The sequence below is a fragment of the Chelatococcus sp. GCM10030263 genome (assembly GCF_042666455.1).
Lineage (GTDB): Bacteria > Pseudomonadota > Alphaproteobacteria > Rhizobiales > Beijerinckiaceae > Chelatococcus.
Genome location: NZ_JBHTDB010000005.1, coordinates 261787 through 276409 on the forward strand (window position 1 = coordinate 261787; position 14623 = coordinate 276409).

Genomic DNA, 14623 nt, shown 5'->3' on the forward strand with positions numbered 1-14623 from the left:
TGAGCTCTGGTGCTCGCAAACGCACTCGCGTCACGACCACCTACTGAGCGCCGCCTGCGAGCTCCGGCATGAGCACACCGCGCGGGTCGACCTCACGCCGCAGGATCGAGAGTTCCTCGTCGGTGGGTGTCTCCGTCTCCGGAACCGAGGAGAGATCCCCGAGATCGAAGCCGGTGGCGTCCTGCAGTTCCTGCCGGGGCACGCCCTGGTGGATCGAGCGCACCTTCATGCGGCCGGCCTCACGGTCGAAATCGAAGATGCATTTCGGCGTGAGAACCATGCAGGGTCCGCCCCAGTCGAGGCCGAGCTTCGTCCGCCCTTCGAGACCGCCGGGATAGCCGACGCCGGAGACGTAATCGACCTTCTCGACGAAGTTGCGCCGGTCGTGGTGAGGCATCATCACATATTCGCGCCGGAACAGGGTCATGTGCTCGGGCTGCAGAATAGGGCCGACGAGGCGCACCTTCGGCTTCTCATGCGGCCCGATGCAGACGCTGTTGATATTGCCGACGCGGTCCACCTGCACGGCGCTCGAGAAGCCGAAGCTCACGTCGCCGCGCTTCAGCACGAATTGGCCGGGATAGTCGACCATCTGCGCCTCGCAGGGCAGGTCGCGCAGCATGGCGCTGTGCTCGGAATCCGGCAGGCGGTCGAGCTCGCTGAAATCCGGATTGTGATAGCAGCCGGCGAGCAGGATCGTCAGGTTCGGCGCCTGCATGCGCTTGGCGAGCTCCATCCCGGCGAGCGGAATGCCCGTGCCGAAGAGCGCCGCGGCCGCGCCGGTGAGGAGGCCGGTGAAGCCCACTTCCCCGTCCGCGAAGCTGCGGGCGAGCACGACGGCGAGGGTCTCGTTGAGGCTGGCAGAGGCGGTCATGCGAGGCTCCCGAGATCGTTGAGCCGCGACAGCTGTGCGGCGCCGAGCTGGTCGAGATAGGCGAAATGGTCGGCGGGCTCGTGCACCCAGCGGTCGAGGTAGCGGGCAAAGTCGCTGTCGGTGGCCGAGGCGGCGACATAGGTGTCGAGATGCGCATCGTCGGCGAGGTAGCGTCCGAGCGTCGGTGTCGGATGGGAGCCCCACGGGACTTCCACGACGGCATTGATGCGGTAGGACGGCAGCTCGACGAAGCGCGCATGCCGCTTGATGAAGGAGCGCGGTACGATCTTCTCGGCCGTGACGATGACCTGATCGCAGGAGCGAGCCATCAGCACGTCCTCGCTCTGCGGCAGCAGCCGGCGAGCCGGGATCACCACATTGCCCTGCTCGTCGGCGGCGATGGCATGGACGACGACCACATCGGCATTGGCGGCGGGAAGCGCATGCAGGCGCCGGCCGGTCATAGGGCAGGGGAATTCCTTGATCTCATCGTTGTAAGTGACGACGTCGTTGCCGCCGAGGAATTTGGCGGGCCAGAAGTCGAAGCCGTCCTGGTTGGCGCGGAAGCGATCCCAGGCCGCCATTTCCGGATAGTCGACAACCTTGAGGCGCCCGGCCTCGACGGCCCGCCGGTAGTTGCGCGCAAGGCCGTGCTTCTCCAGGCCGACATAGGAAGTCTCGACCTTGGCGAGGCATCCCGCACCCGCGAGCATGTCGACATCGTAGGAATGGGCCGACCCGACGATCGTGAGATCGCGTCGCCCCTGGCGAATGAGCGCACGCACGAAAGCCATCGGCTTCTGGTAGACGGCAAAGCCGCCGAGCGCGAGCCGGCAACCGTCCGGCACGCGGTCTGCGGCCTCGGCGAGGCTGATCAGTTTGGAGATGAGGGGCGCTTTGCTCATGCCGATCCACTCGCTCGTAAACGCGGGCGGCGGAGCATACTCCACCACACCGCGAGGATGATGACGAGGCCTTGGGCGATCAGGAAGACGATGGGATCGATGCCGGCCAGCACCATGCCGTTGCGCAGCACGGCCACGAACATGACGCCGAGCACGGTGCCGATGAGGCGCCCGTGGCCGCCGTTCAGGCTGGTGCCGCCGACGATGACGGCCGCGATGACATCGAGCTCGATATGCTCGCCCACCGTGGCGCTGCCGGAGTTCAGCCGCGACACCAGCATGATGCCGCCGATCGCCGCGAGAACCTGCACGATGACGAAGACGGCGATGCGGATCGCACCGACCGGCACGCCATAGCGCGAGGCGGTGACCGGATTGCCGCCCACGGCATAGAGATGGCGCCCGAAGCGCAGCTGGCTGAGCACGAGCCACCCGAGGCCGATGGTGACAACCATCAGCGCGACGGGCGCGGGTACGCCGAGGATCGTGCCATACCACAGGCTGTCGAAGGCCTGCGGCATGGGTCCGATGGTGAGGCCATCGCTGATGTAGAAGGCCACGCCCCGCACAGCTGAAAGCAGGCCAAGCGTCGTGATGAAAGAGGGAATGGCCCAGACCACCCGAAGCATGCCGATGAAGGCGCCGATCAGGACGGCAATGCCGACCGCCAGCGCGCTGGCCGTGACCAGCGACCAGCCGAGATTGATCACCAGCAGCGACATGACCGTGCCGGCGAGGCCGACCGTCGCACCCACTGACAGATCTATCTCGCCGGCAATGATCACCATCGTCATGCCGACGGCGATCATCGCCACCACGGAGGTCTGGGTGAGCAGCGTCGAGAAATTCGCGACGCTGAGAAAGTTTTCCGCCGTCACGGAGAAGTAGATGATCAAGGCCACCAGCGCGAGGCCGACGCCGATCTCAGCGCGCCAGGAGGCAAGGATCGCTCTCAGTCGCGCAGAGCCGGCGGCCTCGCGGGGCTGGGCGAGCGTGCTGTTCATGGACATGGGTCCTCGCAAATGAAGGGCGAGTGGGCCGTGATGCCCCCGGGCCACGCTCAGTTGGAGAGCGACCGAAGGAGTTCGAGATAATCCTTGACCGCCTGCGGCTGGCTCTTGGTGTAGAGCTTCACCGGCACGTTCACATAGCGGGGCTGGGCCTCTCCCCGCTTGGCCTTAACGGCGGTTTCCACGGTGAGATAGCCGACCCGGTAGGGCTGCTGGTCCGCCACGGCTTCGACATTGCTCGCGGGATCGAGCAGCATCTGCGCGAGATCCTGGCTCATGTCGATGCCATAGAGCTTGGTCTTCGTATTGGCGCGCCGCGCGGCGGCCGCGGCACCGGCGAGCGAGCCGGCATTCGAGGCCCAGACCGCCGTGGTGTCGGGCTTGCGGCGGAGAATGTTTTCGAGGCCGTCGGCGCCGTCCTCCGGCGTGGCCGCGGTGACCTCGGCCACCAGCTCGTATTTCAGACCTTCGAGTGCGGAGAGAAAGCCGGCACGGCGGGGCTGCATGTTAGCGTTGATCGGCGGCAGCGTGATCATGCCGATCGAGGGTTCGCCGGGCTGGCTCTCGATATAGCGTCGCAGCTCCTTGCCGACCGCTGCGGCGAGCTCGTGGCTGTCGACACCGATGGTGTGACTGGCGATGGACGTATCCTCGAGCTTGGTGTCATACTCGACGATCATGATATTGCGGCTCTGGGCCCGGCGCGCAGAGGCCACCGAGCCCTGCTTGTCGAGCGGGGGCATGATCAGCACGTCGACGCCCCGCGTGATGAAATCCTCGACCACCTGGCTCTCGGTTGGCAGCTTGCGCTGGTTGAGGCCGAATTGGATGGTCGCGCCGTATTTCTCGGCGGCATCGCGCATCCCCCGTTCGATCTGCTGCCAGAACTGCGAGTCGCGGGCATAGATGATGGCGCCGATGGTGAGCTTGTCTTGGGCCCGCGCAGGGGCGGACAGGGGCGCAGAAAGACCGACGGCGAGGCTCGCGGCGGCGGCGAGCGCCAGCATGGGCGCTTTAAGCCAGTGAACAGCAGACATGCTTCGTCCCTCCAGGTGAGGCCGACCCCGGCCTGTGCGGTGTCGGCGGTTTTGGCGTTCCCTTGGCGTCTCGATGCGCCCTTCAAGAAACGATTTCCGAAAACGTTTCTGTGAACTCAATTGAGCAGGACAGGGCTCAAAGGTCAACCGTGAAGAGGGCCATGTCCGGTCGAAGCAGGTCTGGAACCACGACATGGCCGCGGGCGCGGCAGATGTCCAGGCCGTCCCGCCAGTCGCTGGCGCCCGACACCATGACGAAGCGGGCCGCGAAGGCTTCGGCCGCTTCCATGTCGGCGCGGCTGTCGCCGAAATAGAGCAGCGGCCGGGCGATGACGCACGATGCGAGGAGATCGGCGATCTGCTCGACCTTGAACCGGTCGCCGCCGCGAACGGCCTTCAAATGCCCGGCGATGCCCCGGCCCTGGAGCAGAAGCTCGAGGTCGGCGGCCTCGGCGGCGGAAACGACGACGCAGGCAAGCCCGGCTGCATCGAGCCGTCGCACGAGTTCTAGCGCGCCTGGAATGGCCGGACAGCTCTGCAGCGCCGCAAGGGTCGTCGCGGCAAAGGCGGAAACGGCCCGCTCGGCTTGTGCGTCGGCCTGGGGATCGCGCAGGATCTCGTGAAAGAAATGGGCGAAGAGCTGCCGGCGGTGCAGGCCCGGATGGGCCTGCTGATAGGCGCAGAACATCTCGACGGCTTCGGCCGGATGCGTGGCGACGACCGCCCGGAAGGCCTCGGCCTTGATCCGGTTTGAATCCAGGAGAACACCATCGCAATCGAAGATGACGCCGCCGTATGGCTCGAAACTCATCCGATCACCTTGCGCGCCATGAGGTCTTCGCACTGCTCTCGCGACCAGCCGAGCCACTCGGCCGCAATCTCGTAGGTATGCTCGCCGACGAGCGGGGCAGGGCGCCGCACAGCACCCGGCATTTCACCGAGGGTGACGGTGATGCCGTGCGTCTGATAGGCGCCGGCGCGGGGGTGCTCCACCGTCAGAATTTGATCGCGTGCCTTGAGCTGCGGGTTCTCCACCACATCGGCCATGGTGGCGACCTTCGCGCAAGGGATGCCGGCGCGGTCCATGGCCTCCACGACGGCATCGGCCGTATGCTGCGACACCCAAGCCCCCACTTCGGCCTCGATCGCATCGGCATTCTCGACGCGGGACTTGGCCGTGGCAAAACGCGGATCCTGCAGCAGGCCTTCCCGGCCGATGGCATTCACCAGTCGCCGGAACAGCGGATCAGTGCCCGAGGCGATATGGACCCAGGCGCCGTCCGACGCCTGGAAGGTGTTCACCGGCGCGGTGTAGCGATCGCGGTTGCCCTGCCGTCCCATCGTTTTGCCGAGTACCGCTTGTTCGGGAATGGCCGTCATCAGGAGGCTCGCCGCACTTTCGAGGAGGGTCGCCTCGACGAGTTGACCCCGGCCCGTCTGCTGGCGCGCGGCAAGCGCCGTGAGCGCCCCGATCGTGCCGTAGAGCGCCGTGGTGTAGTCGATCACGAAAGTCCCGGCCATGGTCGGCGGTCCGTCCGGATCGCCCGTGATATCCATCATGCCGCTCATCGCCTGGGCGATGACGTCGAAACAAGGGCGCTGGGCGAGGGGCCCGGTCTGCCCGAATCCGGAGATGCGCACCATGATGAGGCGGGGGTTGAGCGCCGAGAGCGTCTCCCAGCCGCAGCCCATTTGCTCCATGGTGCCGGGCCGGAAGTTCTCGATCAGCACATCCGCCTTGCTCGCGAGCTCGCGCAGCACGGCCTGCGCCTCGGGATTGCGGAAGTCGAGGGCGAAGCTGCGTTTGTTGCGGTTGTAGGTCATGAAATAGAGGCTCTGGCCGCCGAGCTTCGGCTCGTTCTCGCGCGTGTCCTCGCCGCTGTCGAGACGCTCCACCTTGACCACGTCGGCGCCGTGGTCGGCGAGCTGCATGGCGCAGAACGGCCCGGCGATGAAACGCGACACGTCGAGCACCTTCAATCCTTGCAAAGCGGTGGACATTTTCACAATTCTCCTGCCTCCGGCACGGGAAACCGGCTGAGCTGGTCGCGGTACGCGGTATAGCGTCGCCTGAGCCGCGCATAGAGCGCCACCGCCTCTCGATCCGGCTCGATGCATTCGCGGATACGGACCATGGCGGCGCTGGCTTCCTTGAGGTCGGCATGCAGACCAACCCCGACGGCGGCCAGCATCGCCGCCCCGAGCGCCGAGGCCTCGACAACCTCCGGCACGATCAGCCGCTGGCCGAGGAACGCGGCGCGGATCTCGAGCCAGAGCCGCGATTCCGCGCCGCCGCCGACCGCACGAATGTCCCGCACAGGCGTGCCAGCGGCCGCAAGAGCGTCGAAGACATCGGCGACTTCGGCGGCCGCACCTTCGAGCGCGGCGCGAAAGATATGTCCGCGGCCGTGCTCGAAGCCGAGCCGGGCCATTCCGCCCCGTTCGGTGGCGTTCCACCGCGGCGTCCTCGAACCCGCCAGAACGGGTGAGAAGATCAGCCCCTCGCTGCCCGCCCGCACGGCGGCGGCTTCCGCCGTCAGGGTCTCGATGTCGGCGTTCAACACGCGGGCAAGCCAGGCGACGACCCCGCCCGTCGCTGCCATGGGGCCGCCGACGCTCCAGGCGCGGCCGACCGGAAAGCGGTTCAACACCAAGCGCCGGCCGGGGTCGAAGCACGGCCGGTCCACGCAGGCGAGGATGACGTCGGTCGTCCCCATGACATTGACCGCGATGCCGGGCTCGACCATGCCACCGCCGATGCCGCCGACGGTCCCATCCGGGCCGCCGACGACGGCCGGCGTTCCTTCGAGCAGCCCCAGCGCCATGGCGCCTTGCTGTGTCAGGCGTCCGGCGATGCCGGTCGCATCGCGCACCTCGGGTAGCAGATCGCGTGAAAGTCCGAGCGCCGCAATGAGATCCTCGCTCCAGACGCCCCGGGTCACATCGAACAGTGCCGTATAGGAGGCCCCGCCCGGATCGCACAGGACGTCTCCGCAAAGTCGCAGGAGCAGCCAGTCCTTGACGGAGAGCACCTTGCGCGTCTGCTTGAAGACCTCGGGACGGTGCTCGCGAAACCACAGGAGGCGCGGCGCCGTCAGTTCCGGGTCGAGGCGACGGCCGGTTGTCCCGTAGATCGCGCCTGCGCCGAACCGGTCTTCGATGAGCGCGGCCTCCCTGGCAGCGCGCTGATCTTGCCAGGTGCAGATGGGCGCGAGCGGCTCCCCGTCGGCATCGGCCAGCACCATGCCGAGCGCGGCCGTGACGGCGACGGCGGCCACGGCCTCCGGACGAGCCCCCAGCGCGCGCGCGGCTTCCGTCGCAGCGGTCCAGAGGGAGACCGGATCCGCTTCCGCCAGAGGCGGCTGATAGGTGACCGCGAATGGGCGGCTCGCCTGGGCGACGCACCGGCCGGTCGCGTCGAAAAGGGCGGCTCTGATGCTGCTCGTTCCCGCGTCGATCGCGAGGATCAGGTCACGTCCCATAGCCCGCCTTTGGGGTGCGGTCCGCGGTCGGAACGGTCGAAAAACAGCTGACGAAGGTCATCGAATCCATAGGTAGGGTGATGCTGTCGCCATAAATGCACGAAAAACGATTTCCGAAAACGTTTTTTTCTGGTAGCGATGCCGGCAAAGGCGCGAGAGCCGCCGACCATCCAGTCAAGCAGGAGAGCCGCAGATGACGACTTCGCAACCCGCGCCAGGGAAGATCAGCGCCGCCCGCGCCGTCGTCCAATGTCTCAAGCTGGAAGGGGTTGAGTTCATATTCGGCGTGCCCGGAGGGCAGACGCTCTCGATTATGGATGCGCTCTTCGACGAACCGGGCATTCGCTTCATCACCACGCGCGACGAGCGCGCCGCCGCGCATATGGCTGACGGCTACGGTCGGCTCACCGGCAAGCCCGGCGTCTGTCTTGCGACCACCGGGCCCGGCGCGACCAATCTGATAACGGCGGTGGGCGGCGCCCATCGCGATTCGAGCCCGGTCGTCGTGATCACCTGCAACAACCGGCGCCGTCACATCGGCCAGGACGACAACCAGGACGCCGATCACGTCACTCTCTTCCGCCAGTTCACGAAGCTTGCCCGCTTCGTGCCCGATAGCGAAGGCATCCCGCAGGCCGTGCGTGAGGCCTTCCGCGTCGCCACGACCGGCAATCCCGGGCCGGTGCTCCTCGATTTCGCACGCGACGCGGTCGAAGGCGGCGAGATCGCCTTCGAGCCGATCAAGCCGGAGAACTACCGCTTCAACGCGCGCCCCGTCGCGCCCGAGCCCTCCATTGCGGCCGCCGCCGAGGTGGTTGCCGTGGCCGAGAAGCCGGTGCTGTGGCTCGGGCGCGGCGCGATCATCGCCCAGGCCAGCGAAGCGGCTTTGCGGCTCGCCGAAGCGATGGGCATGCCGATCGTCACGACCTTCAACGGCATCTCGGCGGTGCCGGGCGACCACGACTTGAGCTTCGGCCCGCGCAGCCGCTTCGGCACGAAAGTCTCGAAGCATCTGCTGCAAGAGGCCGACTGCATCCTCGCCGTCGGCAACAGCCTGAACGCAGCCTCCACCTCGCGCTGGACGCTGCCCATCACCCGCAACATCGTCCAGGTTGACCTCGATCCGGCGATCATCGGTCGCAACTATCCCGTGGCCGTCGGCGTCATCGGCGACGCCGCAGACGCTCTCCAGCGCCTTACGTTGGCGCTTCAAGGCAAGGCCACCGCGACCGCAGGGACACGCGCCGATTGGCTCGGCACGGCCCGGCGCCTGCGCGAGGAGTGGCGGCGGGAAGTCTTCGCCCCATCGCATGCCACGTCGACGCCCATTAAGCCGCAATGGGTGATGAAGGCCCTGGGCGATGCGGTCGACGGAAATACCATCGTCGTGGCCGACGCGGGCAATCCCGGCGTCTGGACGCATATGCTGCCGATCAAGACGCCAGGCGCCTACATGAAGCCGGTTGGTTTCGGCAATATGGCCTTCGGCCTGCCTGCCGCCATCGCCGCAAAGCTCGCCCGGCCGGAGCAGGATGTCATCGCCATCGTCGGCGACGGCTCGCTCGGCATGAGCATGGGCGATATCGAGACGGCGATCCGCGAGAAGGCGCCGCTGACCCTGGTCGTGATGAACGACATGGCCTACGGCAACATCAAGCAGGAAGAGCTGCATTTCCACGGCCAGCGCTATATCGGCGTCGATTTCGGCGATGTGGATTACGCCGGCGTCGCCAGATGCATGGGCGGCGACGGCGAGAAGGTCACGCGGCCGGGTGACCTCGCCGCGGCGATCGCTCGCGGCAAGGCGTCCGACCGCCTCTATCTCATCGACGTGCGCATCGACGGGGCGGAGAACGTCTGGAAGGATCCCATGTGATGACGACAGAGGTCGGTTCGAACACCACGCCGCCATCGCTCATCCAACGCCTCCTGGGCGGGCACGGGGACGAGCGCGGCCGTGATCTCGTCCTGCGCTGGCTGATGACCAATGCGGCCTTTGTCGGACTGGTCCTGCTGATCATCATCTCGACGCTGCTGTCGCCGTATTTTCTCACGGAGCAGAACCTCTTCAACGTCCTGCGGCAGTGGACGATGGTCGGGCTCATCGCGGTCGGCCTCACCTTCGTGATCATGTCGGGCGGAATCGATCTCTCGGGCGGCGCGATTCTCGCCTGCGCGACCGTGATCGGCGCGCTCACCATGCCGATGTTCGGGGCGGCCGGCGCGATCGTCGCCGTGCTCCTGGTGGGTGCGGCCTTCGGCTATCTGAACGGCGCCGTCATCACTTGGGGGCGCGTCACGCCTTTCGTGGCGACCCTCGGCACGATGACGATCGCTCGCGGCATCGCCCTGATGCTCAGCGATGGACGCACGGTCATCACCGAGACGCCGGAGTGGTTCCAGTTCTGGTTCGGGCGGGGCTTCATCGGGCCGGTGCCGGCACCGGTGATCATCGCGGCCACCTTCTTCATCGTCGCCGGCGTGATGCTGCGCATGACGCGCTACGGCCGGCTCGTCGCCATGGTCGGCGACAATGAGGTCGCCGCCTATCGCTGCGGCGTGAACGTGCCGCGGGTCAAACGTAGCGTTTATGTCATCCACGGCGTGGGCGCCGCCCTGGCTGGGCTCTTGTTTCTCGGCCGGCTCGGCGTCGGTGAACCGTCCGCCGGCGCGCTCTTCGAGCTCAACGGCATTGCGGCGGTGGTCATCGGCGGCACGCCCTTTACGGGTGGCGCAGGCGGCGTCGGCCTCACCTTCATCGGCCTGATGGTGATCGGTCTCACCTACAACATCTTGAATCTGCTCTCGGTCTCACCTTACGCGCAGGACATCGCCCGCGGCGTAATCATAGTGGTTGCGGTCATGTTCAGCGTGCGCAGCATCCGGGCCAAGCGATAGGCCCGCAGCGGCTCAAAACAAGCAACAAGGGAAGCGGAGGAAATCATGAAACGATCGACATTCATTGCCGGGCTTGCCGCCAGTGTCGTCCTGCTCGGCGGCTATAGCGCACAGGCCGAGGACAAGGTCTGGAATATCGTCGTCGCCCAGCCCAATGTCGAGCATCCCTATCGCGTCGGCGGCATCGAGCGTACCAAGGCCTGGGCGGCCGGGCGCAAGGACGTGAAGCTCACGGTTATCGACGGGCGCCGCGACAGCGCGATCCAGCTCGCCGGCCTCGAAGACGCGCTCGTGCGCGGCGCCGATATCGTGGTGATGTCGCCCAACGATTCCGACGCGCTCGCGCCGATCGCCGCGACAGCGAAGCGCGCCAAGGTGCCGCTCGTGATCTTCGACCGCAAGCTCAACGTGCCGGACACCGACTACGCCGCCTTTATCGGTGGCGACAATGTCGAGATGGGCAGGATCGCAGCGCGCCACATCGCCGACAAGATCGGCAAGAAGGGCGTCGTCATTCAGATCGAGGGCACACCTGGCGCGTCCGCCACCACCGACCGGAAAACCGGCTTCGAGGAGGTGATGAAGCAATATCCGGACATCAAGGTCTACAGCTATGTCGGCCATTACCGGATGCATGAGGCGGCCGCGGCGATGGAGGACGCGGCCATCGCCCATCCGGACGTCGTGGCGGTTTTCGCCCACAACGACTCCATGGCGTTAGGCGCCGGCAAAGTGCTCGCCGAGCGCGGCAAGAACGGGCTCGTCATCGTCGGCATGGACGGCGGCCTGGAGGCCTGCCAGGGGCTGAAGGAGGGGAAGATCACCGGCTCGGTCCACTATCCGACCATGTTCCCCGAAGCGCTCGAACTCGCCATGAACGTGCTCGCCAACAAGCCCGTGCAGAAGGTCAATCTCGTCGAGACGCCCATGCTGACCGCCGAGAACCAGACCCAATACTGCAAGTAACTCCCCGAATAGCGTCGCCGGCCTCACCCGCCGGCGACCGCCGAGGCGAAGACGCATGAGCAAGCTTCTCGAACTTCAGGGCGTGACGAAGAGCTATGGCGCGGTGCGAGCGCTGAAAGGTATCGACCTCACGCTTAACGCCGGCGAAGTGCTGGCGCTCATCGGCGACAACGGCGCCGGCAAGTCGACGCTCATCAAGGTGATCTCCGGCGCCATCGTGCCGGATGGCGGGCGCATGCTGTTCGAGGGGCGCGAGGTGCAGATCCGGCGTCCCGAAGACGCCCGTGCGCTGGGCATCGAGACGGTCTATCAGGACCTCGCCCTATTCGATAATTCGAATATCGCCGAAAACCTCTTCGCCGGGCGCGAGCCGGTGCGACGCATTTTGGGCATTCCCTTCCTGCGCAAGGCCGAGATGCATGCGGAGAGCGCGCGCATTCTCGAGACGTTGAAGATCCACATCAATTCCACCAAGGCGCTGGTGAAGGAGCTCTCGGGCGGCCAGCGCCAGACGGTGGCGATCGGACGCGCCGTCGCCTTCTCGCAGCGGATCGTCATTCTCGACGAGCCGACCGCCGCGCTCGGCGTGCCCGAACAGGAAAAGGTGCTGGAGCTTGTGCAGCAGCTCAGAGGGGACGGCTATTCGGTCGTGCTCATCAGCCACAATCTCGACCATATCTTCCGCGTCTCGGACCGGATGCATGTGCTGCGCCGGGGCGAGACCGCGGGCTTGCTCCATCGCGCCGACACGACGCCGGAGGAGGTGGTGCAGCTGATCACCGGCGCAAAGCGCATGGTGCATTAGTGGATTTCGCCCGGCGTTGAGAGGCTCTTACATCAGCCCGCGCGACCGCGAGCCCCCTCCGGCGCCGCTACGCGACGACCTCCCCCTTCAGGGGAGATCTCCGTATAGGCGGCGGCTCCCAGTGAGCCCGCGTCGGCCCCGCCTTCCGTGGCTGGACGACATCATCCCCGCAGGGCGCGGTTGGTGCTGACGGCCATCAGGCGTCTGGCGCCGATGCGGTCGAGACGGGCTGCGTGGTCGGCCGTGCTGAAGACATGGGCGTCGAGCCAAGCACCTAGCGCCGCCGGTGAGCGGGCGGCCTCGACAGCCTCGGCCAGCGCCTGGCCGTCAGCGGCATAGCGTGTTTCGCAGGCGCCGGGATAGGCGCCGAATGGTGCCTCCACAACACAGGCGATAACGGAGCCGGCCAGGAACGGCTTGGTCGGTCGCGCAGCGATCGCCTCGCGGCTCACCAGCTGCTCGACAGAGACGATCACCGTTCTTGCAGAACGGGCGAGCAGCAGGTCCGGCAATTCCGGCTCCCATTCTTCGGCGGCAAAGCGCAGATTGCCGGCATCGTCGGCAAAATGGGCATGCAGCAGCACGACGTCCGGCCGAAGCGCCGGGGCTGCCCCATTGCCGACCAACGGCACGAACGGCCATCCGAGCGCTGCGGCGCGGATGCCATCGCGGACCTTCTCGCCGACATCGATGCGCTCCGCGCAGCCCGCCGCAGCGAGAAGGTCGAAAGCGACGCCGCCGTCCCAGCCCGTGAGGTGTAGGCCCTTGCGGCCCTGGCGCAGGATTTCACAGACGAGCGCCATTGGCGGCCGGCGACCGGCGTGACCGCCGAGAGCGACGAGATCGCCGTCCTTGATCAGTTGCACCGCGGTGGCGAGCGATGCGACCTTGCTGGATGACGCAGGCATAGGCATCAGTTCCCCGAATTGGCGCCGGCACTCGCCCGGCCGACATAGATCCCCTCGGGATCGATCACCTCGCGCAACAGGCGCAGGAGATGCCCATCGGGCTCGGGCTCGGTGCCGAGCGTCGGCGCGGCCGGCAGCGGGAAGGCGACATGATCCTGAACCTCTTCGAGCGTCACACCCGGATAGAGGCGCTCCACCCGCATGCGCTTGCTGCCCGGATCGAAGCCGAGGATGGCGCGGTCGCTGATCACCCGGATGGGACCGGCGCCGGGCAACCCCGCCGCCTCTCGCCCGCTGGGTCCCGTCAGGAAGCCGGGCGTGGTGAGATACTGCAGCTTCTCGACGAAACGCTTGCGGTCGAGCCGGGCGATGATGACGAAGCGCTTGGCCATGCTCGCGATATCGTTCGCTCCACCGCTGCCCGGCAGCCGCACCTTGGGCCGCGCATAAGGGCCGATGACGGTGGAGTTCAAATTGCCGTAGGGGTCGATCTCGGCTGTCCCGAGAAAGCCGATGTCGATCTTGCCCTGCTGCAGCAGGCTCAAGGCATAGAAGGTGCCGGCAACCTTGGCGGAGCCATGCGCGAGGCGGTAGTCGCCGACGCCTGTCGCGAGATCGACCGGCTGCGGGTCGATGATGCCGGATTCGAACACGAGATTGACGGATGGCGCATGTGTCGCCTTGGCGAGATAGGCCGCCACCATGGGCAGACCCGTGCCGATGAAGGCCGTGTCGCCGTCGCGGATCTCGCGCGCCGCAGCGACCGCCATATATTCGTCGCGGCTGACATCAGCCATGGCGCGCCTCCTTGAGATAGCCGAGTGCGGGATCGACGCGCAGCCTGAGGAGCCGGGAGATGGTCAAGGCATCGAGATAGGCCCAGTGATCCGCTATCCCGTGCACCCAACGGTCGAGCCAGTCGGTCGTGCCGGCGTCCGTTTGCGACGCGGCATAATATTCGGCGAGATGAGGCGCATCGTGGTCGTAATAGCCATAGACGCCGGTGGGATGCGCGCCATAGGGGACGTGGACCACCATGTCGACCATGAGTGCCGGCAGAAGCGTCATCTCCGGCTGGCGGCGGATCACAGCCGTGTCGACGATCTCCTCCACCGTCACGATGACGAGGCCCGCCGCGCGTGCCTGCTCCTCGATGACGGAGGTCGTGCCGAAGAGCTGCACATTGCCGAGGCGGTCGGCGCGCGCTGCATGGATGACGGCCACGTCCGGCTTCAGCGGCGAGACGGCAGTGACGACGCCGTCGCCGAAGGGCGATTCGAGACGCTGCGCCTTTTCCGCGGCCTGCTCGAAGCCCGAGACGGCGAGGATATCCGTGCCCGCCATCGCCCGCATCGGCATGAAGGGCAGACCCAAGCCCGCCGCCATGAGGCGGGAGACCATGCCGAAATGGCTGTGGTCCTCGACGGCGAGGGTGCCGGCCTCGACGGCCTTTGAGAAGCGCCGGCAGCGCCCGTAACCCTCGAACATGAAATTGGAGAAGTAGACCTTTTCGAGCAGGCCGGCCGCCGCCAGGAATTCGGCCACCCAACATTCGGCCACGCTCATCAGCGTAAGCCGCGAGCGACCCTGCCGGATGAGCTCACGCGAGAAGGCGAGCGGCTGATGTGAATGGGCGAAGCCGCCGGCCGTCAACGACGCGCCGTCCGGCACGGCGCGAGCGGCCTCCTCCAGCGGCGTGATCTTGGAAGGCGAACCCGCCATGGACAGTCCTTGCTCG

Annotated in this window: 14 protein-coding genes; 4 read left to right on the plus strand and 10 right to left on the minus strand. The window is 66.6% G+C overall.

Annotated elements, in window-relative coordinates; all coding sequences use genetic code 11:
* Positions 1 to 40 precede the first annotated feature (40 nt).
* The 7 genes from ACFQU1_RS11585 to ACFQU1_RS11615 all read right to left on the minus strand — a co-directional run bounded on the left by ACFQU1_RS11585 (position 41) and on the right by ACFQU1_RS11615 (position 7308).
* Complete coding sequence (locus ACFQU1_RS11585; RefSeq protein WP_378134088.1) at positions 41 to 874, minus strand: CoA-transferase; 834 nt, start codon at positions 872 to 874, stop codon at positions 41 to 43.
* Entirely contained in the window at positions 871 to 1779 is a 909-nt protein-coding gene (locus ACFQU1_RS11590) for a CoA transferase subunit A (RefSeq protein WP_378132572.1), read from the minus strand. Before ACFQU1_RS11590 ends, ACFQU1_RS11585 begins: the two co-directional genes overlap by 4 nt.
* Positions 1776 to 2783 (minus strand): ABC transporter permease, encoded by a 1008-nt coding sequence (locus ACFQU1_RS11595; protein ID WP_378132574.1) that lies wholly within the window; start codon positions 2781 to 2783, stop codon positions 1776 to 1778. The genes ACFQU1_RS11590 and ACFQU1_RS11595 overlap by 4 nt, the downstream gene beginning before the upstream one ends.
* Positions 2784 to 2839: 56 nt before the next feature.
* Complete coding sequence (locus tag ACFQU1_RS11600) at positions 2840 to 3826, minus strand: sugar ABC transporter substrate-binding protein (RefSeq protein ID WP_378132576.1); 987 nt, start codon at positions 3824 to 3826, stop codon at positions 2840 to 2842.
* 136 nt (positions 3827 to 3962) lie between these two features.
* The gene (locus ACFQU1_RS11605; RefSeq protein WP_378132578.1) at positions 3963 to 4637 is read right to left on the minus strand and encodes an HAD hydrolase-like protein; all 675 of its coding nucleotides are present in this window, start codon (positions 4635 to 4637) and stop codon (positions 3963 to 3965) included.
* A complete protein-coding gene (locus ACFQU1_RS11610) occupies positions 4634 to 5827 on the minus strand; it encodes a CaiB/BaiF CoA transferase family protein (RefSeq protein ID WP_378132580.1) in 1194 nt (397 codons plus the stop codon). Before ACFQU1_RS11610 ends, ACFQU1_RS11605 begins: the two co-directional genes overlap by 4 nt.
* A gap of 2 nt (positions 5828 to 5829) precedes the next feature.
* Positions 5830 to 7308, minus strand: a complete 1479-nt coding sequence (locus tag ACFQU1_RS11615) for an FGGY-family carbohydrate kinase (RefSeq protein WP_378132582.1) — start codon at positions 7306 to 7308, stop codon at positions 5830 to 5832.
* 193 nt (positions 7309 to 7501) lie between these two features.
* Between ACFQU1_RS11615 and ACFQU1_RS11620 the strand changes: the two genes are divergently transcribed.
* From ACFQU1_RS11620 to ACFQU1_RS11635, 4 genes are read left to right on the plus strand one after another with little or no spacing between them, the layout of a single operon-like run.
* Positions 7502 to 9184 carry a thiamine pyrophosphate-binding protein gene (locus ACFQU1_RS11620; RefSeq protein WP_378132584.1) on the plus strand — a complete coding sequence of 561 codons (1683 nt, stop codon included), beginning with the start codon at positions 7502 to 7504 and terminating at the stop codon, positions 9182 to 9184.
* Complete coding sequence (locus ACFQU1_RS11625; RefSeq protein WP_378132586.1) at positions 9184 to 10206, plus strand: ABC transporter permease; 1023 nt, start codon at positions 9184 to 9186, stop codon at positions 10204 to 10206. The genes ACFQU1_RS11620 and ACFQU1_RS11625 overlap by 1 nt, the downstream gene beginning before the upstream one ends.
* Before the next feature lie 45 nt (positions 10207 to 10251).
* Positions 10252 to 11172: a substrate-binding domain-containing protein gene (locus ACFQU1_RS11630; protein ID WP_378132588.1), complete on the plus strand. Its 921-nt coding sequence runs from the start codon at positions 10252 to 10254 to the stop codon at positions 11170 to 11172.
* A gap of 55 nt (positions 11173 to 11227) precedes the next feature.
* Positions 11228 to 11977 (plus strand): ATP-binding cassette domain-containing protein, encoded by a 750-nt coding sequence (locus tag ACFQU1_RS11635; protein WP_378132590.1) that lies wholly within the window; start codon positions 11228 to 11230, stop codon positions 11975 to 11977.
* Positions 11978 to 12138: 161 nt separating this feature from the next.
* On the opposite strand, the gene ACFQU1_RS11640 is transcribed toward ACFQU1_RS11635, so the two are convergent.
* From ACFQU1_RS11640 to ACFQU1_RS11650, 3 genes are read right to left on the minus strand one after another with little or no spacing between them, the layout of a single operon-like run.
* Positions 12139 to 12885: a CoA transferase subunit A gene (locus ACFQU1_RS11640; RefSeq protein ID WP_378132593.1), complete on the minus strand. Its 747-nt coding sequence runs from the start codon at positions 12883 to 12885 to the stop codon at positions 12139 to 12141.
* A gap of 5 nt (positions 12886 to 12890) precedes the next feature.
* Entirely contained in the window at positions 12891 to 13682 is a 792-nt protein-coding gene (locus ACFQU1_RS11645) for a CoA-transferase subunit beta (RefSeq protein ID WP_378132595.1), read from the minus strand.
* A complete protein-coding gene (locus tag ACFQU1_RS11650) occupies positions 13675 to 14607 on the minus strand; it encodes a CoA transferase subunit A (protein ID WP_378132597.1) in 933 nt (310 codons plus the stop codon). The genes ACFQU1_RS11645 and ACFQU1_RS11650 overlap by 8 nt, the downstream gene beginning before the upstream one ends.
* Positions 14608 to 14623: the final 16 nt, after the last annotated feature.